At 64.6% G+C, this 20,833-nt stretch carries 20 protein-coding genes; 7 read left to right on the top strand and 13 right to left on the bottom strand.

The window, feature by feature from the left end:
• Positions 1-73: 73 nt before the first annotated feature.
• The 7 genes from PD284_RS24805 to PD284_RS24775 all read left to right on the top strand — a co-directional run bounded on the left by PD284_RS24805 (position 74) and on the right by PD284_RS24775 (position 8,088).
• On the top strand, positions 74-1,303 hold the full coding sequence (locus PD284_RS24805) for an ABC transporter substrate-binding protein (protein ID WP_274631017.1): 1,230 nt from the start codon (positions 74-76) through the stop codon (positions 1,301-1,303).
• A 1-nt stretch (position 1,304) separates the two neighbouring features.
• Positions 1,305-2,249, top strand: coding sequence for a carbohydrate ABC transporter permease (locus PD284_RS24800; RefSeq protein WP_274631016.1), 945 nt, complete (start codon positions 1,305-1,307; stop codon positions 2,247-2,249).
• A 28-nt stretch (positions 2,250-2,277) separates the two neighbouring features.
• The gene (locus PD284_RS24795) at positions 2,278-3,147 is read left to right on the top strand and encodes a carbohydrate ABC transporter permease (RefSeq protein ID WP_274631015.1); all 870 of its coding nucleotides are present in this window, start codon (positions 2,278-2,280) and stop codon (positions 3,145-3,147) included.
• Between the two features lie 19 nt (positions 3,148-3,166).
• Positions 3,167-4,297, top strand: a complete 1,131-nt coding sequence (locus PD284_RS24790) for a mandelate racemase/muconate lactonizing enzyme family protein (protein WP_274631014.1) — start codon at positions 3,167-3,169, stop codon at positions 4,295-4,297.
• A 291-nt stretch (positions 4,298-4,588) separates the two neighbouring features.
• Positions 4,589-5,401 (top strand): creatininase family protein, encoded by an 813-nt coding sequence (locus PD284_RS24785; protein ID WP_274631013.1) that lies wholly within the window; start codon positions 4,589-4,591, stop codon positions 5,399-5,401.
• 18 nt (positions 5,402-5,419) lie between these two features.
• Positions 5,420-6,841 carry an FAD-binding oxidoreductase gene (locus PD284_RS24780; RefSeq protein WP_274631012.1) on the top strand — a complete coding sequence of 474 codons (1,422 nt, stop codon included), beginning with the start codon at positions 5,420-5,422 and terminating at the stop codon, positions 6,839-6,841.
• Positions 6,838-8,088 carry an NAD(P)/FAD-dependent oxidoreductase gene (locus tag PD284_RS24775; protein WP_274631011.1) on the top strand — a complete coding sequence of 417 codons (1,251 nt, stop codon included), beginning with the start codon at positions 6,838-6,840 and terminating at the stop codon, positions 8,086-8,088. Before PD284_RS24780 ends, PD284_RS24775 begins: the two co-directional genes overlap by 4 nt.
• Before the next feature lie 163 nt (positions 8,089-8,251).
• Here PD284_RS24775 and PD284_RS24770 read toward each other — a convergent pair whose 3' ends face one another.
• From PD284_RS24770 to PD284_RS24710, 13 genes are all read right to left on the bottom strand, one after another.
• A complete protein-coding gene (locus PD284_RS24770) occupies positions 8,252-9,061 on the bottom strand; it encodes a GntR family transcriptional regulator (RefSeq protein ID WP_274631010.1) in 810 nt (269 codons plus the stop codon).
• Between the two features lie 127 nt (positions 9,062-9,188).
• Entirely contained in the window at positions 9,189-10,685 is a 1,497-nt protein-coding gene (locus PD284_RS24765) for a hypothetical protein (protein WP_274631009.1), read from the bottom strand.
• Positions 10,686-10,691: 6 nt separating this feature from the next.
• The gene (locus PD284_RS24760; RefSeq protein WP_274631008.1) at positions 10,692-11,201 is read right to left on the bottom strand and encodes an acetyl-CoA carboxylase biotin carboxyl carrier protein; all 510 of its coding nucleotides are present in this window, start codon (positions 11,199-11,201) and stop codon (positions 10,692-10,694) included.
• Positions 11,202-11,291: 90 nt separating this feature from the next.
• Complete coding sequence (locus PD284_RS24755) at positions 11,292-12,656, bottom strand: MmgE/PrpD family protein (RefSeq protein WP_274631007.1); 1,365 nt, start codon at positions 12,654-12,656, stop codon at positions 11,292-11,294.
• Between the two features lie 72 nt (positions 12,657-12,728).
• Entirely contained in the window at positions 12,729-13,604 is an 876-nt protein-coding gene (locus tag PD284_RS24750) for an amidohydrolase family protein (protein WP_274631006.1), read from the bottom strand.
• Positions 13,605-13,790: 186 nt separating this feature from the next.
• Complete coding sequence (locus PD284_RS24745; protein WP_274631005.1) at positions 13,791-14,546, bottom strand: sulfite exporter TauE/SafE family protein; 756 nt, start codon at positions 14,544-14,546, stop codon at positions 13,791-13,793.
• An 11-nt stretch (positions 14,547-14,557) separates the two neighbouring features.
• Positions 14,558-15,196, bottom strand: coding sequence for an EthD domain-containing protein (locus PD284_RS24740; RefSeq protein ID WP_274631004.1), 639 nt, complete (start codon positions 15,194-15,196; stop codon positions 14,558-14,560).
• Between the two features lie 2 nt (positions 15,197-15,198).
• Positions 15,199-16,056, bottom strand: coding sequence for an ABC transporter permease (locus PD284_RS24735; protein ID WP_274631003.1), 858 nt, complete (start codon positions 16,054-16,056; stop codon positions 15,199-15,201).
• Between the two features lie 20 nt (positions 16,057-16,076).
• Positions 16,077-16,859: an ABC transporter ATP-binding protein gene (locus PD284_RS24730; RefSeq protein WP_274631002.1), complete on the bottom strand. Its 783-nt coding sequence runs from the start codon at positions 16,857-16,859 to the stop codon at positions 16,077-16,079.
• 63 nt (positions 16,860-16,922) lie between these two features.
• Complete coding sequence (locus PD284_RS24725) at positions 16,923-18,023, bottom strand: ABC transporter substrate-binding protein (protein ID WP_274631001.1); 1,101 nt, start codon at positions 18,021-18,023, stop codon at positions 16,923-16,925.
• Between the two features lie 232 nt (positions 18,024-18,255).
• Complete coding sequence (locus PD284_RS24720; protein ID WP_274631000.1) at positions 18,256-19,728, bottom strand: CoA-binding protein; 1,473 nt, start codon at positions 19,726-19,728, stop codon at positions 18,256-18,258.
• Complete coding sequence (locus PD284_RS24715) at positions 19,728-20,453, bottom strand: acetate--CoA ligase family protein (RefSeq protein WP_274630999.1); 726 nt, start codon at positions 20,451-20,453, stop codon at positions 19,728-19,730. Before PD284_RS24715 ends, PD284_RS24720 begins: the two co-directional genes overlap by 1 nt.
• Positions 20,454-20,469: 16 nt before the next feature.
• On the bottom strand, positions 20,470-20,784 hold the full coding sequence (locus PD284_RS24710; RefSeq protein ID WP_274630998.1) for a DUF4286 family protein: 315 nt from the start codon (positions 20,782-20,784) through the stop codon (positions 20,470-20,472).
• Between the last annotated feature and the right edge of the window lie 49 nt (positions 20,785-20,833).

The raw sequence follows: 20,833 nt of genomic DNA, 5'->3' as shown, positions 1-20,833 counted from the left end.
CGCGGCAGCACGCTGCCGCATCCTCAGGAATGTGACGAGCACCGCCTGCTGGCGGAAATGTGGAGGAAGTAGCATGAAGAACTTGCTGAAGAGCAGCGCCATGGCCGCTGCAATCATTGCCGGACTGGGAGCAGCGCCCGCCTGGGCCGATAATCTGGTGCTGTGGGTAAACGCCCCGCTCGCCTCCGGCGCCGATGCGCCGCTCTACGCCGAACTCAAGGCGTTCGAGGAGAAAACCGGCCATACGGTCGAGGTCCAGGCCGTTCCGCACATGGAAATGGAGCGCAACCTGTTCGTCGCCATGTCCGGCGGAGCGGGTCCGGACGTCATGGCGCTGGACATCGCCTGGGTGGCGGGCCTCGCCGACGCAGGTCTGCTGAAGGACGTGACCGCGCAGTCCGAGCCGCTGGCCGCGCAGTACCAGCCGGGTCCGCTGGCGTCCGGCCGCTACCAGGGCAAGCAGTACGCACTGCCGCTCTACACCAACAACGTGGCGCTCATCGTCAATGACAAGATGCTGGCCGACGCCGGCATCGACAAGGCTCCGACCAACTGGGAAGAGCTGCGCAAGGCAGCCGTCGCAATGACCGATGCCGCCAAGGGCACCTACGGCATCAGCTTCGGCTCCAACCGCATGGGCGCTTTCCAGATCTATTCCTTCATCTGGCAGGCGGGCGGCGAGCTCATCGACCAGGACGGCAAGTCCCACGTCGGAGCGCCTGAAGCAGTCGAGGCGATCGATTTCCTGGCCAAGCTCTACACCGAGAACAAGGCGATGCCGGACTCGGTCCTGACCGCCGGCAACTGGGACGAGGTCCACGCGCCCTTCGTGCAGGAGCGCGCCGGCATGGTGGTCAGCGGCGACTGGGCGATCGCCGCCATCAAGAAGAACGCGCCGAACCTCGACTTCTCGATCCACCCCCTTCCCAAGGGCAAGGAAGCGGCAACCGTCATCGGCGGCTACAACCTCGCCATCCGCGAGGGCACGGCGTCTCCGGAAGCCTCCTTCCAGCTGATCGAATGGCTCACCGGCGAGCGCAGCATCGAGCTGATGGGCAAGTACAACCGCCTGTCGGCGACGGCAGCGGCCACCACGCCGGAAGCGATCGCCAAGCTGCCCGAAGACCTGCAGCCCTTCATGGCGCAGGCCGGCGCGGGCCATCCCCGTCCGGTCGTGGCGTCGTGGAGCCAGATGCATGGCGACGTCTTCGGCAACATGTGGGATTCCGTGATCCGCGGAACCCCGGCGGCCGAGGCGATGGCCAAGGCCAATACAGAAGTCGAAAGCCTGCTGGCCAAGTAAGATGACAACGCGCACCCGTGAAACGACGCGACTGAAGCCGCACTGGTCCTCGATCTTCGAGAACGGCACGGGTGCGCGTCTCTATCCCTACCTGATGGTCATGCCGGCCATCCTGATCGCCATCGGCGTGGTGGTGTACCCGGTGCTGTCGGGCATCACCTCCGCCTTCCATGACGTGACGCTGCGCACGCTCAACAGCGGCGACATGCCGTTCATCGGCCTGCGCAACTTCGAGCGGGTCTTCGCCGACCCCAACTTCGTCCTCGCCTCGCTCAACACGCTTGTCTGGGTGGTGCTCAACGTCGTGGCGCAGCTGGGCTTCGGTCTGGCGCTGGCGCTTCTGCTGCATCGCATCGTGCCGGGCATCGGCTTCTTCCGTTCGGGCATCCTGGTGCCGTGGGTGGTGCCGAGCGTCGTTGCGGTGCTCACCTGGCGGTGGATGTACGACCCCAGCGTCGGCATCGTGAACGAAATCCTCGTGCGGCTCGGCGTCATCGACGCCTATCATCCCTGGCTGGGCGACACCGCGACGGCCCTCTACGCGGTGACCGTCGAAAGCATCTGGAAGGGCACGCCGTTCGTTATGCTGCTTCTGCTCGCGGCCCTGCAGCTGGTGCCGAAATCCATCCTGGAGGCCGCCTCGATGGATGGCGCGTCGGGCTGGCGAAAACTGTGGCATGTGATCCTGCCGCAGATCCGCGTCTCGTTCGCCATCGCCGCGGTGCTGACCTTCATCCTCACGGTCAACAACTTCAACGCCATCTGGCTGATGACCGAAGGCGGACCGCTGAATTCGTCCGAGATCCTGTTCACGCTGGCCTACAAATACGGCTTCCAGCGCTTCGATCTCGGCATGGCGTCGGCCGTGGCGACCATGCTCTTCGTCGGCCTGGTCATCGCAACCACGCTCTACCTCAAATTGATCCAGGCCAAGGAAGCCGACTGAGATGTCGTCAGCCACCATGGAGGCCGGAATGGCCAGCACGCGCTCAAGCGCGCCGCTCAAGCGCACACGTACGCCGAAGGCGGTCCGGCTCGGCCTGCTCTACGTCGGCCTGTGGGCCGCATTCATCTGGTGCGTCTTCCCGTTCTACTGGATGATCGCCACCTCGCTGCGCGCAAAGGACGAGATCTTTGCGCGGCCGCCCTCGATCCTGCCGCACTCCATCACCTTCCAGAACTATGTGGACCTGCTGATCGGAGCGGAGTTCTGGCGTTTCGCCATGAACAGCCTGATCCTGACGATCAGCGTGACCGCCATCAGCGTGCTGCTTGCGGTCACCGCCGGCTACGCCATGGCGCGCCACAAGTTCAAGGGCTCGGTGATGCTGCCGCTGTTCATGCTCTACGGGCAGATGTTCCCGCCGGTGCTGCTCCTGATCCCGTTCTACATCCAGCTTCGCTTCCTCGGCTGGCTGGACAGCCTGTACGGCCTGATCCCGGTCTATCTGAGTTACATGCTGCCGCTGTGCGTCTGGCTCATGCGCGGCTTCTTCGCCCAGGTTCCCCACTCGCTGGAGGACGCCGCGCGGCTGGACGGCTGCACGCGCTGGCAGGCTTTCTGGCGCGTCATCCTGCCGATGGCGCGACCGGGCATCGTGGCCGTCGCGACATGGGTGATGATCCACACCTGGAACGAGTTCCTCTACGCCTCGACCTTCATCCTGTCGGACAAGAACCGGACGCTGCCGCTCGGCCTCTCGGGCCTGATCGGCCAGTACACGACCGACTGGGGCATGCTGATGGCTGGCGGCGTGATCACGGCCGCTCCGATATTGCTCGTATTCTTCTTCCTTCAGAAGCACCTGGTTTCCGGCGTCGGCGGCGGTGCGGTGAAGGGCTGACCGGAGACTTTTTCAGACGATGACCAAGATCAAAAGCGTAAACGCCTACGCCCTGTCCTGTCCGACGCCCGGCGGCGCGACCTTCGCGGTCGGCCGCTCGGCAAAGCGTGACATGGTGCTGGTGCGCATCGAGACCCAGGACGGCATCGTCGGGTACGGCGAGGCGCACCACGCGCAGACGCCGAGCACCATCGCAGCCTTCATCAACGACGCGCTCGGCCCGTCCATCCTGGGCATGGACGCGCACGAGACGGAGGCAATCTGGGACGCCAGCTATCGCCGCTACATCGCCACGCACGGCCCCGGCGCTGCCGCGGTGATCGGGCTGTCGGGCGTCGACCTGGCTCTGTGGGACATCAAGGGCAAGGATCTCGGACAGCCGGTCTACAAGCTGCTCGGCGGCAAGCGGCGTCCGATTCCGGCCTATGCCGGCGGGATCAGCCTCGGCTTCCAGCCCGTCGATGAACTCAACGCCGAAATCGAGCGCTATGTCGCCAAGGGCTACGGCTTCATGAAGCTGCGCGTCGGCGACAGGCTGGAGAAGGATCTGGAGCGCGTGGCAGGCGTGCGCGCCGCATTCGGCGACGACATCGTGCTGGCCGCCGACGCCGGCACCCGCTACCGCACGGCCGACGTGCACCGCATCGCGGAGATCTGCGAAGCCGGCAAGCTGGCGTGGCTTGAAGAGCCGTTCACGCCCGACAACCTGCCAGGCTACCGCCGCCTGCGCGACGTCACCTCGACGCCGCTGGCGGCAGGCGAGAACCATTTCACGCGCCACGAGCTGCGGGCGCTGATCAGCGAGCAGGTGATACAGTTCGTGCAGGCGGATTGCTGCAAGACCGGCGGCATCACCGAGATCCTCAAGATCGCCGCCCTCGCCGGCGCCTGGCACCTGCAGTTCGCGCCGCACACCAGCGCCTCCGTGCTGAGCACGGCGGCTTCGACGCATGTGCTGTCGGTCGCGCCCAATGCGTTCATCTACGAGGCCGACGTGTCGGCCATCAACGCCTTCAGGGACGAGCTTGGCACGCCGCTGGAGATCGTCGACGGCGCGATCAGCGCACCGGAAGGTCCCGGACTGGGCGTCGACATCGATGAAAGCCTGATCCGAAAGTACCCATTCATCCCGGGTGCATCCTATCAGTAGAAACGTCCGGCGGCCCGCTGGTCACGACCGGCGGGACGCCGCAGCATATGTTCGCGAGGGGTCACCGGCGCCGCCCGCCTTGACAGCAAGGGCGTCATCGACAAGATTCCCCGCACCCCATGGCACAGGGCTTCCAAGGAACGAGCCGCAATTCGACCGGTCGCGCAGCGACCAGCGGAGAAGCGATATGCTCGACCAAGCCTGTACCAGACCGGCCTCCATTCATCATCGGATCATCGGCGGCATAGCCGTCGATCCCGTCCGCGCGACGCCATCCCCGGAGCCATTTGCATGACACGCCTCGCTTTCCGCTGGGCCGACCTGTCGCGGCCCGATTTCGCAGACATGGACCGGGCGCGCACGATCGTTGTCCTGCCCGTCGGCGCCATCGAGCAGCACGGCCCACACCTGCCGGTGTCCGTCGACCGCGATCTCGCGGAGGCTGTGCTGGAGCGGGCGCTCGACCATGTCAGGGACGGGCTGCCGGTGCTGGCCCTGCCGGGCTTTGCCTACGGCAAGAGCAACGAGCACGGCGCGATACCGGGAACGCTGTCGCTCTCGGCCCAGACGCTGCTCGCCATCCTGGGCGATCTCGCCGCCAGCCTGGTCAGAACCGGGTTCCGCAGGCTCGTCCTCCTCAACGCCCACGGTGGCAACGCGCCCGTTCTCGAGATCGCCGCCCGCGACCTCAAGATCGCGCACGGCCTGAGCATCGCGACCTGCAACTGGTACAACTTCAACGAGGCCGAGCGCCATGGCGATCGGCGCGAGAACGCCTTCGGCATCCATGCCGGACTGATCGAAACGAGCGCCATGCTGGCGTTGAATCCCGGTCTCGTCGCGATGAACCGGACCGGTGACTTCGCCAGCGAGGCCGAAGCCTGGCAGCGGGATTTCGCCCATATCGGCCTGTCCCCCGGCCGCGCGCGGCCAGCCTGGACAATCGAGGACATCAGCGCATCGGGCGCCTGTGGCAATGCGGCAGCCGCCACGCCGCAGATCGGCGAGGAGCTGCTCGAGACGGCCGCCCGGAACTTCGCCTGCTTCCTTGGCGAGTTCGAGCGCTTCTGCGACCTGCACGATCAACAGCACCGCGCCGGCTGAGAGAACGACGGAGGAAACATGTCCATTTCCGGAAAGACCGACATCGACTGGAAGGCGTTCGCCGACGCGCTCGGCGAGGTCGAGACGATAGACACGCCCTCGATGGTGAAGAAGCGTTCCCGCGACTTCTTCTGGTACAGCCCGATCCTGAGCCGGGAGCTATCTTCGTGCTTCGGCGATCTGGTCGCCGTCCCGAAATCGGTCGAAGAACTGTCTGCGTGCCTCGCTACCGCCGTCGACCGGAACGCGCCCGTCGTGGTGCGCGGTGGCGGCACCGGGAACTACGGCCAGGCCGTGCCGATGCAGGGCGGCCTCATCGTCGACATGACGGGGCTCAATCGCATCATCGAGATCGGCGACGACACGGTTCACGTCGAGGCGGGCGCCAGGATCGGTGCGATCAACGAAGCGCTGGCCGAAAAGGGCCGCGAGCTGCCGCTGTTCCCTTCGACCGAGGCGATTGCCACCATCGGCGGCTTCATCGCGGGCGGCTCGGGCGGCATCGGCTCGATCCGCCACGGCATGCTGCGCGACGGCAAGAACATCGAGCGGATCGCCGTTCTGTCGGTCGAGCGCGAACCGAGGCGCCAGGAATTCTCCGGCAAGGACATCTCGGCCATCCACCATGCCTGGGGCCTCAACGGCGTCATCACCGATCTCGTGCTCGGCACCGTGCCCTCCGCCCGGTGGATCAACATCGTCGCCTCCTTCGACACCTACAGGCGCGCCTTCGAGGCGGGCATCGAGCTGGGCACGGCCCGTCATCTCAACCTGAAGCTGCTGACGACGATCGACGCCCGGGTCGCCGCGTCGATCACGCAGCTTGGAGACATCGCCAAACGCCGCCGCGACCTGTTGCTGGTCATGGTCGCCGAGGAGCATGCGGACGAGACGCTTCGCATCATCGCCGCGCATGGCGGTGTCAAGGAACTCGAACTCGACAACGTGGCGATGAAGGCTTCCGGCCTGCCCACCCTCACCGAGTTTTCTTACAACCACACGACCCTGCAGGTGCTCAAGCACGACCGCACCGTCACCAACCTGCAGGTGACCTTCCGGCCGCCCCTCGATGGCGCCAAGATCGACGAGTTGCAGGCGGTGCTGGGCGACGAGGTGCTGATGCACCACGAGTTCGCGCTGCTCAACGAGCAGCTCGTGGCCTTCGACCTGCCGGTGGTGCGCTACACCACCGACCAGCGCCTCTTCGAACTCGCGAAGATCTATGACGATCACGGCTGCCCCACGTCCAATCCGCATGTGCCCTATGTGGAGGGCGGTTCCATGAAGCCGGATTTCCGGCATCTCGCCTGGAAGAAGCGGCTCGATCCGCACGGGCTGCTGAACTCCGCGAAATCGCGGCTGTGGGACCAGGTGAAGCACCTTCCCGCCGACGAGATCGAGCGGTTGCCCAGCCATCAAGCCGTGCAGAAGGCGTCATGAAGCCGGGCGTCGTCATCATCGGAGCCGGCCACGGCGGTTCGCAGGCGGCGGTTTCACTGCGCCAGGAAGGCTACGCCGGCGCCATCACCCTGATCGGGGCCGAGCACGGCTACCCCTACCATCGCCCGCCCCTCTCCAAGGCCTTCCTGAAGGACGGCGACGGCAGGCTGCAACCATTGCGCGGCGATGGCGTCTACGAATCCAGCAGCATCGACTATCGCCCCGGCGCGCGGGTGCGCCGCATCGACCTCGAGATGCGCAACTGCGTGCTGGACGATGGCGAGATCGCCTTCGACGAACTCATCCTTGCAACCGGGGCCGTCTCCCGGACGCCCGATATCGAAGGCATCGGCCTGGCCGGGGTGTTCGCGCTGCGCACCGCCGTCGATGCGCGCGGCATCAAGCAGCACATGGCCCAGGCCGAGAGCGTCGTCATCGTGGGCGGCGGCTTCATCGGGCTGGAGACCGCCGCGACCATGGCCGCGTCCGGAAAACGCGTCACCGTGCTGGAGATCGGCGAGCGGCTTCTGGCGCGTGCCGTGTCTCCCGTCGTCTCCGCCCATGTACTGTCGCGGCTGACGCAAGGCGGCGTGGAGGTGCGCTTCGGCACGCAGGCCCGCGCCTTTGCCGGCGATGAAGCCGTCCGGGCCGTGCTCACCGTCACCGGCGAGACCATCGCGGCCGACATGGTGATCGTGGGCATCGGCGCCGATCCGGACGTTGCGCTGGCCGTGGAGGCCGGGTTGGCGGTCGATGCAGGCATCGTCGCCGACGACTTGCTGCGTTGCTCGGCGAGCGGCGTCTACGCCATCGGCGACTGCGTCCGCTTTCCGCATTGGCAGCTCGGCCAACCGGTTCGTCTGGAATCCGTGCAGAACGCGACCGACCAGGCGCGGCACGTCGCCGGCGTCATCATGGGCAAGTCCGATCCCTACAGAGCCGTCCCCTGGTTCTGGTCGGACACCGCCGACATGAAGCTGCAGATGGTCGGGCTGTCGGCAAACGCGGATCGCCACCTTGTCGCCGGCGATCCGGCGGGCGGCGCATTTGCCGTCTATCATTTCCGGCGCGACCGGCTGGTCGCCATCGACACCATCAACCGGCCCGCAGACCACATGCTCGGCCGCAAGATGATCGCCGCCGGCTACACGCCGGACGAAGCGGATATCCATGCCGGCCGCGTCAGCGACGCGTTCCGGACATGGGCGAGCGAGGCCGGTGCAGACGGCTCGCGGCGCGTGGCCTGATGCCAGGCCCGGCAAGAGGCGGCGCGCAGTCGTGACTTCCCGGTCGGCTGGGCCCGTCAGCGGCTAGAGCGGCGGGCATTCTGAGGAATGCAATTCTGCCGCTCTGTTATCGTTGAATCGCATTTGTGCGACGCCAGACGATTTCGCCTGGCTGCAAACCGCTTTAGGTCGACTGCATGCCCATGGTGTTGTGGTATTCGTAGTTCTCCGTCTGGATCTGCGAATAACGCAGCTCGACAGGCTGGTTGTCGAACGTGCACGCAATGCGTTGCACCTTGAGAATGGGCTCTCCGACCTTGACCGAAAGATGCTCGGCGACGAACTTGTCCGCCTTGATCGCACTCAGCTTGTCAAAGACGTTGATGATGTTGACGCCGAAGGCTTCCTGGTAATAGCCATACATCGTGGTGTCGCGCGTACGCAGGCCTTGTTCGGTGAGGTTCGGGAATGCGGCGTGCGGCAGGATGATTTCATCGAGCACGACCGGAGCTCCGCCCAGAAGCTGCAGGTTCACGATGGAAAAGACCGCATCCCCCTTGGCGATACCCAGGGCCGCGGCAATGGCGTCGTCGGCCACGGACCGCTTGAAGGTCAGCGTCTGAACGATCGGGATCTCGCGCGCGCCGTTGCGCCCGACAATCCGCCAGAACCGGTTCAGCATGCGTTCGGGCGTATGGCTCACGAGAAAGGTGCCGCGCCCCTGCTGGCGAACCAGAACCCGTTCGGCCACCAGCTCGTCGATGGCCTTGCGGATCGTCCCGATGCTCACGCCGAACTGTTCGCAAAGCTGCTTCTCGGTCGGGATTGCTTCCCCGGGACCGACATCGCCGCTTGAAAGCAGGCGCGTCAGCGCCAGCTTCACCTCCTTGTAGAGAGGCCGCGATCCGTCACCGAAGACGGCACTCAGGGCGCGCCTGTGGACGCGTCCTTTCTGTGCCATCGATTGGGTTTCGGTGTCCTGCGTTTCATCCATGGCGCATCCAGTACCGCTGTTTTGCCGTAGGTACCGTACTTGTAGCGAAACTTCTACATTATCTATAGGAATATGCCGTCTGGAAAGGCTCGCGTGGGAGCCTTTCCAGCACCACCTCTGTGAACAGTCAGCCTCGCGTGTAGGAGATGCGATCCCTGCCCTTCGAGACTGACAGATGCGTCAGGCGTTTCTGGGACCCCAGCCCCTTGAGAAGCCTCTCGATCGGCTGGTTGAGCGAGTATTCCGTCCGCAGCGGCCCAGCCGCGATCATCTCCTCGACGTCGTTGCCCGGGAACATGAAGCGCAACAGGTGCTCGTCGTCGCTGGCGTTCGGATACTTGCGCCGAAGCTGGGGAAGAGCCGGCTCCAGGGGAACCGGCGCCAGCGGAATGCTGCTCGCCCCGTTCGCGACGATGCGGTCGAGTGCATCCGGATCGACAGGCGCCAGCAGCTTGCCGAAATGACCGAGGGCATACATCTTGACCTCGTCCGGAACGGAAGCATAGCGCTCGCCTCCAACCACGTTCAGCATCGCCTGCACGGCAATGATCTGCGAGAACGGAGTGACCATGATCGGCCATGCCAGCTCGCGCCGGATCCGTACGATTTCCTCCAGGATCTCGTCGAAACGATCCTCCAGCCCCGCCTGCCGAAGCTGGAAGCGCCAGTTGGCGAGCATGCCGCCCGGCATCTGGTGCTTGTAGTGGAAGACGTCGTAGTCCATCGCCGCGCCGAGCGGAAAGCCCTCCTGTGCGGCGACGTTGCGGATATACTCGCTGATCTCCTCGATCGCCTGCATGTCGAGGTCGGTGGCGAACCCGATCTGCTCCAGATTGTGGCGGGTTTGCTGGGCGGAAGGTTGCGCCGGCCCACCCGCGAGCGGCGCGACGGCCGTGTGCAGCTGGTCGATCCCCAGGCGGGCGGCCTCGAGGTAGACGACCGGCGCCAGCCCGGTGTTGCAATGGCTGTGGAGCTCGAGGCTGCGATGCCCCAGCACCGCCTTGAGCGCGGGCACCAGCGTCCGGATGCGATCCTGCGTGAGCAGCGCGCCGGAGTCCTTGATCATGATGCCGTCGATATCGGCGCGTTCGACCAGGGCCTTGGCGGTCTGTGCATAGAGCTCATCGGTGTGGACCTCGCTTTCGCAGAAGACGAGCGCCCCGATCGCCCGCATGCCCAGCGCCTTCGCGCGACGCAGGCTGACCACCATGTTGTCGACGTCGAACAGCGCGTCGAGCGTGCCGACCACGGAGAAGCCGTTGGCGCACAAACGTTCGATCCAAAGCTCGACGATGTCATCCGGCACCATGGCAAAGCCGAGAAGGCTTTTGCTGCGGCAATAGCCCCTGAGCGGCGTGCGCTGGAACTGCTGGCGGAAAAAGCGCGCCTTTTCCCACGGATCTTCGCGCAGATAGCGCACGCAGACGTCGAACTGCACCGGGGCCATAAAATCGATCTGGTCGTAGCCGGCCCGATCCATGGTTGGCGCGATGGGGGCCATCATGCCCGCCGTCATGCGCGTCGTCCAAAGACACTGCTGGGCGTCGCGCAGGGTCGTGTCGATGATGCCGATCCTGCGTCCGCGATCGGAGCTGCCCGGCGTTGCGAGAGGGTCAAGGGCCATGGCAGATCAATCCGGCATGATGGTGAACAGCGGCGCGCCGGCATCGACCATCGCGCCGTTCTCGGCATGGACGGCGACCACGCGCCCGGAAATTTCCGCGCCGATCGTGTTGAAGAGCTTCATCACCTCGATCAGGCAGACCGTATCGCCGGCTGCCACGTGGGAACCGACATCCACGAGCGGCGGCTCGTCGGGAGAGGCCGCGCGATAGAAGCATCCCAGCATCGGCGCCCTCATGACGAAATGCCCTTCGTCGGCCGAAACGTCTGCCGGAGATGAAGCGGGAGCAGTCGCTTCCCGGGTTTCGGCAACCGGCGCCGTCTGCGGTACAGGGGCCGGAGCGGGCGGTTCGGACCGCGCTGCGGCTACGGGAGCGGGCGCGCCGGCGCCCGTCATCCCCTTCCGGATGGTCAGCGAAAAATCGCCTTTCGTCAGAACGAGTTCGCCGTCAGGCAACTCCTCGACCAGGCGCAGCGTCTGGGTGACGTCTTCGTGCGTCAAGCTGGATGCAGTCATTTTGTCCTCGATGTAGGGCTCTGCTGCCAGGCGAGCCGGCTGGCGTTGCAGGGAAACTGCGCGCCATGCCGGGGCCTGCGGAAATGGCGGCTAGCGTCGGGCGCCGCTTGCCAGGGCGGCGACGAGCCTCGAAACGTCATCCAGTTGCTCGAGCACCGAGAGGTCCTTGAGCACCGTCTGGATCGCATCCTCGCCAAGGCGCGCGGTCACGCATTTGCGGAATTTCGGCTCGCATTCGTCGAAGCTGAAAAGGTTCGGCGGCTGCCCTCGCGAATGCTCGGGTTCGCGCAGGATCTGGCGACCGTCCTTGAGCGTGAAGGCAATGCGGGGCGTCCATCCCGTCGGGCTCCAACCCCAGTCGTCGCGGACGACGGTTCTGACGAGGCTTCTGACATGGCTGAAGCGGGGGTCGCCAATGCGCTCTACAGCGAAGCTCGATTGATCTATGACGTCTTCGAGCAGACCAACCGCAAAGGCGTGCGGCAGACTGAATTGCGCCTCGATCTCGTTCGACGGATCGTCATGCTGGACGACCGTCGGGAAGAAGGCGTTCACGTGGACCTCGATCTCCTCGATCTGGTCCGGGCGAAGTCCCTCGCTTTCACGCAGCTCGAGCGCGGTTTCGATCATGCGCTGCAGGTGATAGCAGCAGGGGAACTCCTTGATGCCGACCTCGTGGATGCGGTAGGGCCGGCCCCAGTCTTCGATGATCTTTTCTGGCGCGTCGACATTGTCGGCGCAGATCAGATTGAACAGGCCGCGCGGCGCCTCGAGGATGTCCAGCTGCCCGGTGTATCCATCCTTCGCCAGAAGCGCGGCACAGATGCCGTTGCGCGCCGAAAACCCCATCTCGACAATATGCGCCATGGTGCCGGTCTGGTATCCGAGCCCGTTCGCCTGCGAGGCGGCGATGCTGAGGGCATGGGCGGTGCGCTCCGCATCGAGCCCCATGAGCCTTGCTGCAGCCGCAGCGCAGCCGATCGAACCTGCAAGACTGAGCACCATGTATCCGCGCCGACGCGCCTCGCGGCAGGCAAGCCCTATGCGCGCCTGCGTCTCATAGCCCGCCACGAAGGCGGCGATCATGTCCGCACCTGAGGCGCCGCATTGTTCCGCCACCGCGAGAACGGCCGGCACGATCGTGTAGCTCGACACGGCCTCCGGAAAGCTGTCGTCTTCATATTCCGTCGCATGCGCGAAGGTCGCGTTGGCCAGCGCGGCGGCCTCCATCGGCAGTCGGCGTCCGGTGGCGAAGAGCATTGCCTCTTCGGCCCCGCCGGTGCGCTCGACATAGCGCTCGATGATGTCGCCGCCCGTGCAATCGGGACCCTGCACGATGGCGCCGATCGCGCTCAGCATGAGTGTTTTCGCGTAATCCACGCTCTCATGCGGAATATCGGCCAGGGATATTTCACTGACTCGCTCCGCGATCATGCGCGTTACCGGCATGTTCATGGACTTGTTTCCTTTGAATCTTCTTGCTGTCTACGAATGCGACGCCGCTCGGCGATCGAGCTTGCCGCTATCTCAGGCGGTTACCTTCAGAAGCTTGGCGGCATTGCCCCAGAGCAGCTTGTGGATGATGTCCGGCCGCCAGCCCATCCCGAGGAAGTCGCGCAGCGATTCCTGGATGTCCTTGACGGGATAGGCCGTTCCAAACAGCATCCTGTCTTCCAGAAAGAGGTTCGCGCCCTTCACGTAGCTGTCGGCGCAGATCATGCCTGCGGTCGCGGCGTAGAGATCGGGCGAGACATAGATGTTGGGACACGCCAGGGCGACGACGACCATCTCGTCCGCGTAAGGCCATGCCGCATGGGACACGATGATCTTCAGATCCGGATACCGCCGCGCCACCCTCTGGATCGAAACCGGACTTGACCAGGTAATGTCGTGTCCCGCCAGCGCCGAGAGCAGGCCGGAAAGCGAGATGGAGACCGGCAGGTCCAGCTCGAGCGCCAGTTCGTAGATCGGGGTCAGGCTGGCATCGTCGGACCAGCGGGGTTCGCGGGCCGAACCCGGCTCGATCGAGATGCCCTTGATGTTGGAACAGGAAGCGAATTCCCGCACCTCGGCCAGACCTTGCTCGATATTGTCGAGATCGATCCCCAGAAAGCCGAGGAAGCGGTCGGAATAGGTGGTGACGGCCTCGACGATCTCGCGATTCTCGACGCCACCGAGATTGCCGGCTCCGGCCGAGGCCCTGCCGACGAGGACGCCGTATTTGATGCCGGCCGAATCCATCTCCTCGAACAGCATGTCGACGGATTCTGTCCAGGCCGAACGCGCCCCCTTGAAGGTGAAGAAATGGCGCGGGTAGTGCATCGCGGTCTTGAAGACGGTCCCGCGGGTCCAGGCCGGGATCGGCGGCCTCAGTCGCATGTCAATGATGGGTGGAGTGATCATACGCTTCCTCCGCTGTTCGCATGATAGCATTCATCTAAAACAACCATGTCATATATATCTATTTTGTCCAGCGCAATCTAAAGGCGGCACCTCAGATTCTGCCGAAATCGGTGGACGGGGATGCAGGCTGTGGACGGCGAAGACCGCCGGAACGTGGCCGGCCATCTACAGAACGAGCGCCCGGTCTCAGTCGCCCAGGAGACCATCCAGCACAGGCAGCCCGGCGATGGCCGCGCCGACGATCAGCGCGTAGGACGCGGCGCGAAACCATCGATCGCTTGTCCTGCCGAAGAGCCAGCCGCCCGCGACCAGCCCGCCAGCATAGATCGGCAGGAGGATCAGCGCATAAGTGAAGGAGGTCCAGCTGAAGATGCCGATCGCCACGAAGATGATGAACGTTGCGATGGTCAGCAGCGCGAAATAGAGCAAGGCGTTGGCCCGGATCGTTGCCTTGGCGTGTCCCTGCGCGATCCAGAGCAGAAGGACGGGCGGGCCGCCGATTTGCGCAATACCGTGGAAGATGCCGGAAAGCAGACCCGTGACAAAGGTCGACGCGCGTTGCAGCCTGCCGTCGACACGCAGGCCGAGCATCAGGACGAAGACGCTGGCAAGGCAGAACAGCGAGATCATCCAGCGGATCATTGTCTGATCCACCGAGACCAGGATGCCGATGCCGACAGGAAGGCCAATTCCGGCGACCAGGCCAATACGGGCGACAGCGGCCCGGTCGGCAAAGGCCCAGCTTATTCGGGCCAGCGGGAACGAGGTGATGCAATCGATCACGATGAAGATCGGCCCGGCCACGACGGGTCCGACGGCTGCGCTGGCCAGAGGCATGAACACCAGCGCCGACCCGAAGCCGGCGAGCCCCTTTGCGAGCCCCGCGAGAAGGGCCGCGACGCCTAGAATGACGTGCGCCTGGGCGTCAAGGGAGAATTCCATATGCGAATGCTTCAGTCTTGCGCTGCGCAGCAGCGTCCCCCCGCGGCAGAGCCGACCACCACGTTGGGCCGCACCACCGTCGCCGCCACAAGGCTGCCCGCAAAGCAGCTTTCGCCACGAAGGGTCTGGTACAGCGACAAGGCGCCAGCCGCCGTATCGCAGCGCCATTGCGCATAAAAGCGCGTCCGCGATCCGATGGGTCCGGAGCCCTCCTCGACCCGCTCGATCATCGCCGGCGCCTGTCCGCCGGCCGCCGGATTCCATTTTTCGGACAGGAAGGCAGCCAGCGTGACTTGCGCAGGAGCCGGCGGCCGCAGCGCATCACGTTGGAGGAGAAGGAAGCTGCGCCCTTCGGGAACCAGGAGGTTCGCCTCGTCGGGCAGGATGGCGCTGCGATAGTACTCGCTGCTGCTCGCTTCAGTGAGATCCTGCCTGGTCGCGAAGGTCACCTCGGCGAAGATGTCGAAAGGACAATCATCTAGGAGAGCATGGTCTTCGTCGACCAGAACGGCGTGGTTCTGCACATAGGAGACGAGCTTGGGCAGCTTGCGGAACACGTCCGCATGGACTGTCCGCCAGTAGGCCTGGGCGGCGGCCCGGGTAAGCCCCTCGGATCGCCGGGACAGTCCGATGCGGACGATGTGTTCCACCGTCACGCCCTCTTGATCAGGTGCGCATCCTGCCACCGCACCATGCGCCGCTTGATGAGCTGGAACAGCGCCATCAGGATCGAGCTGATGATGATCAGCATGAACAGCGTGGCGAAGTAGCCAGCCGTATTGAAGACGCCGGCGTCCCGCTGCAGGCGGACGCCGAGGCCGCGCTCGCCGGCGATCATTTCGCCGCCCACTGCGCCCAGCATTCCGAAGATGAAGCCGAGTTCCAGCCCCACGAAGATGCTTGGCAGCGCCGAAGGGATGACGAAATACCGGAACACCTGCCACCGCGTCGCGCCCTGAAGGCGCGAAAGCAGCAGGTGGTCCTGGTCCACCCCTTCGAAACCAGCCATCGTGTTGGCGAAGACGACGAAGAAGGTGAGGCTGCCGGCCATGACCGCATTGGAGAAGACGCCGATGCCGAACCACATGATGAAGAGCGGAGCCAGGGCGATGCGCGGCAGGCTGTTGAACGCCGTGAAGAAGGGGCGCAGGACCTTGTTCACATAGGGCAGTTGCGACAGCGCGAAGGCGAGCAGAACCCCCGCCACGGCGGCGACGACAAAGCCCGAAAAGGCCGACAGGAGCGTGGTTCTGGTATCCACGGTGAGCAGGTCGGTCGCCAGACCTTTCAGCAGCTGATCCCAGATCGCGGAGGGATAGCTGAAGAACAGCACGTTGATCTGCTTCGTCTGCCCTGCCCACTCCCAGAGGCCGAGGAACAGCACGCTGATCGTGGCCCATCCGAGAGCCACGGCGACAGGCGAGTTTGCCAGGTTCTTGCGCGGTCGCGCCACGGGCATTGCCGCGGCCACGCCGGAGTCATCATCGCGGGCCGTGGGCGCGCGCGACATCGTAGTCGCCTGCGAACTCGTCATATCTGAACCTCATCGCGGAACACGTTCCAGATTTCCTGGAACAGCGCATGGAACTTGTCGCTTCCCTGCAACTCACTCAGGGAACGCGGGCGTTCGAGCTCGATCTTGAAATCGGCCTTGATGGCGCCCGGCCGCGCTGAGAAGACCAGCACCCGGTCGGCCATAAGGATCGCCTCGGTCAGGTCGTGAGTGACGAAAAGGACGGTTGAATTCAGCCTTTCCCAAAGGCTGAGGAACTGCTGCTGGAGGCTGAGACGGGTCTGGGCGTCGAGGGCCGAGAACGGCTCGTCCATCAGGACCGTGGTCGGCTCGGTGACAAGCGTCCTTGCCACTGCGACCCGCTGGCGCATGCCGTGCGAGAGCTGGGCAGGATAGGAGTTGATGAACGCCCCGAGTCCCACCGCCTTCAGGGAGGCCGCGGCCGCGTCTTCGGCCTTCCGGCGAGAAATCCCCCGCAGCTCCAACGGGAGCGAGACGTTCTGGACCGCCGTTCGCCACGGCATCAAGGCGTCACGCGCGAGAAGATAACCGACGTCGCGGTCCCCGACCTTGGGCTTCTGTCCGTCGAGGCGCACGCTGCCGGCGAATGGGTCGATCAACCCCGCCACCATGTTCAGCACCGTCGTCTTGCCGCACCCGCTCGGGCCGACCAGTGCAACGAACTCCTGTTTCTTGATGACAAGATCGGTCTTGCGCAGCACTTGCACCGGCTTGTCGCCCGGCGATTTGGGCGCAAACCAATGCGCCACGTCGGTGAGGGTTACGGTTTTACCACTCATCTCAATTCCCATTATTTGGAGACGGATGGAGCGCCGCCGCCAGGCGGCGCTCCTAGGCCAGGCTTAGGGCACTATGATGTCTTTCGAGCCTTCCCAGATCAGGGACTTGACATCGATCAGTTCGGGGACCCGCCCGTTGTCATAGGCGAACTGGGCCCACCCCTGGAGCGCGCTTACACTGAGTTCGGCGCTGACCTGGGGTATGAATTGCCTGACACGCTGGAGAAGCAGGGCTTCGCGATCGGCCACCCCCTCGGGCGAGGGCGCCCGCTCGCGAACGATGCCGACCACTGCATCGAAATTGGCGGGATCCTTGATCCAGGCGATGGCTTCGCTGTTGGCCGCGACGAAGCGCTCGACCACCTCCGGGTTCTCCTCGATGTAGCTCGACTGGGCCGCCCACTCCAAAGAGGCTCCGCGCATGGTGGCGATCACCGGCAAGGTCTTCGTCTCCGGATCCCGGAGGTCGCCGATGACCTTTCCGCCCGTGAGGGTCGCAGCGATGTCCATGCCATCGCTCCACAGCTGAATGGCGTCGACCGTACCATTCTGCAGCGCGGCGATGCCGGCCGGCGGCGCACCGTATGCGACCCAATTGGCATCGTCGGGGTTGAGCCCGGCCGCGATGAAGTTCGCACGAGCGAGCGCGTTGGTCGTCGAGCCCAGGGCATTGACCCCGATCCTCTTGCCGACGAGATCCTTCATGACGGCCGGGTAGCCTTCGGCCTCATGGGGCATTTCAAGATCCTTGCGGACGACGAGCGCGTAGTGGATGGTGGAGTTCATCCCGGCCACGATCTTGATGTCCATGCCCTGGCTGTAGGGCACGAGCGCGGTTTCCGGCGCCGTCGACACGAAATGCACGCCGCCCTGCACCGACGCTGCATAGGCGGCCGGCGCCGACGGGATCGGAACCATGACAGCCTTGAGACAATGCCGCTCAAACGTGCCGGATTCGATCCCCGCCCAAGCGACGATGTTCTGGATCAGCCCGGCATATTCCTGGAGCTTGATCTCGTCCTGCTTTTCGCAGGTCTTGGTTTCGGCGCTGGCGCCCTGAAGCGTTGCGAAAACGCTTCCGAACGCGACGACCAACGCTGACATGGCGGTAGAAACCCGCGCCCGGCCGCGAGCCAGCTCCGACGTCTTGTCTTTCGACCTCATGATGGCATTACCTCCCAGGATTGCCGATTACTTCAGCCTGTCTCGGACCTCTCCCCGAGCAGCTCAACCCCGCCGGAATTGAGAAGCGCGACGGCTGAAAACATAGACATCATATATATGATTTATCTTAGGTCAATCATATATCGATGCCGAACGCGGAGCACGCAGAGCCCTATCCACATCGCCGATTGCAGAGCTCTAGCGTTGCTCCATCTGCTTGTTTTTACAGGACTTATGCGGCATCAAGATGTTCGTGCCCGGCTTGCGAGCGGCGCAGAAAACTCTCATGGACGGCCAGTGCCGAGAAAGCGAGAGCCGCGTCCTCCAGCTCGTCGAACACCGGAATGCCGAGGCCCAGAAGATGCTCGCGCAGCGCATTCCGCCCCTCTTCGACCTCCGGCTCGCCGCCTGAACGCAGCACCAGCGCCAGGTGGGGCGCGTTCGACTCCTGATGGCGCAGGGCTGCCGCGCCGTTGACGAAATTGGGCACGATCTCGCGATCCTGATATCCGAGCATCACCGACATGTTGATGTGGGTGACGATCAGATCGATGTCCCGGTCGAGCATGATGCCCTTCAAGATCTCGACCCCGATCCTTCCGCTGTCCAGCTTGAGGGTGGTGCCGGGAGCGTCGATGGGATTGGCGATGCTGGTTCCGGGGGGCAGCTTCAGCGCCTCCAGCGCATCGTTCGCCGCTTGCGAGAGCGCCGGAACGTCCAAGCCAACACGGCTGAACGCATCGGCGGCCAGAACGCTCGTTCCCCCGCCATTGCCGAACAGCGAGACCCTTCGCGTCGCACGGTCCGTGCGCGGCGCGACGGTCTGGAAGACAAGCAACGCGTTGACGAAACGGTCGAGGCTCTCGACCAGCACCGCGCCGGTCTGGCGGGCCAGCGCCTGCCAGATCCGGTCGTCGGCCATCAGCGCGCCCGTATGGGACATCGAGGCTCGCTGCCCGGCCGCCGTGCGGCCGCCCTTCAGGATGACCACCGGCTTGGCGGCGCCGGCGCGGCGCAGCACGTCAAAGAAGGCGCGGCCCCTGACGATATCCTCCAGATAGAGGCCAACGACCCGAATGGCGGGATCGGCCAGCATGTGTTCCAGCAGTTCGACGGGTCCAAGGTCCGCACTGTTGCCGACCGAGATGACCGAGTGGAAACCCACTCCCCTCATCCGGCCGCGCGTGAGGATATCCGTCGAAAGCCCGCCGCTTTGTGAAATGATCCCGACAGGACCGGACTTCAGCGTGGTCGGCTGCGCGTGAAATGAAATCCGGCCCCCACTTGAATGGGTTCCGATGCAGTTCGGCCCGAGGAGACGTACGCCCGCGGCGCCGCAAGCCTCCAACAATTCGTCTTGCAGGTCGTGCCGGCCGACTTCCGCGAAGCCGCTCGAGACCACCTGCGCGAACCTCACCTTGTTCGCCGCCCCGGCGAACAATCCCGGCGTGCGTTCGGCCGCGACGGCGATGTAGGCGTAGTCCACTTCCCCGGGCATTTCCGCCAAGGACGGATAGGTGCGAAACCCTTCGACCTCGGCGGCCTTGGGATGGATGACGTAGACCTCGCCCTCGAAGGACAGCCGGCGAAGGTTGCGCAAGAAACGGTTGGCGACCGAATCCCCCGTCGCCGAGGCGCCGACGACAGCGACTGCGCGCGGAGCGAACAGGGCACCGAGATCGCGCTGCGATGCGATCGTATCCATCAGTGAACGTCTCCCTTGAGAATGATCCGCGCATCGACCGCCACGACCCCGTCTGCGGTGGCGATCATGGGATTGATGTCGAGTTCCGAGACCGCCTCTTCCAACGCGAGCAGAAGCCCACCCTCGCCGCCGATCGCCAGCAGCGTCTCCTCGATCGTCTCGAGGTCGACCGCCTGCGAACCGCGCCATCCGTCGAGCAGCTTGCGCCCCTTCAGCTCGGCAATCATGTCCCTGGCGTCGGCGCGCGTAATCGGACAGATCCGGAAAGCCACGTCCGCCATCAGTTCGACCAGGATGCCGCCCAGGCCGAACATGACGGTCGGTCCGAAACGCGGATCGATGGCGCCGCCGACGACGATTTCGGTTCCGCGGGGGATGCTTTCCTCGACCAGCCAGCCATCCGAGGGGGCCATCAGTGATCCGAGCCGCGACTTCATGTCCGCGATCGCTGCCCGAACGGCCTCCAGATCCTGCAAGTTGAGCGCCACGCCGCCGTGCTCGGTCTTGTGAACGATCCGCTCCGACATCACCTTGACGACGAAGGGAGGCCTGAGGGTTCCTACCGCAGCCGCCGGATCCTCGTCGAAGGCCAGGGTCACACCGCGCGGCACGCGCAGCCCGAAGCTCTCGAGCACCGATTTTGCTTCGGCCTCCCTGAGCAAGGGCCGGCCGGCGCGCGCTGCCTGCACGACATATTCGGCCACCTTCTGCCTGTCCATGGACATCTCAAACTCTCCTTGATCAACGATCATGCGCAGCGCTTGCGTCGAAGATCACATCGGCAAGCATGGAACATCGGCGGCTGACACCACGCTCGTTCGCCTCATCCTGCGACCGCTTTCCGGCCGGGCTGTTGCGCCAGGCAAGCGTGGCCTCGAGATCGCTCGTCTCTATGATGGCGATGTACCTGCGGCTTCCTTCAGGCCCCTCGGTCACACGCAAGCGCTGGACGGCGACAACGCCCGGCGTGGCCAGCACCTCGTCATAGTGGGGTCCATGCATCCACTCGTCGAGTTCAGCCTCCGCGTCGTACATGACCACGACAGCTTGTCTCATGCCGTCTCCTCCACCTCTTGCCGACACTGCCGGAGCCAAAATTTGCGCG

Source organism: Mesorhizobium shangrilense, assembly GCF_028826155.1.
In the GTDB taxonomy this organism is placed as follows: Bacteria; Pseudomonadota; Alphaproteobacteria; order Rhizobiales; family Rhizobiaceae; genus Arvimicrobium; species Arvimicrobium flavum.
The sequence above is the reverse complement of the archived record's forward strand: the minus strand, read 5'-3'. Positions and strand labels throughout refer to the sequence as shown.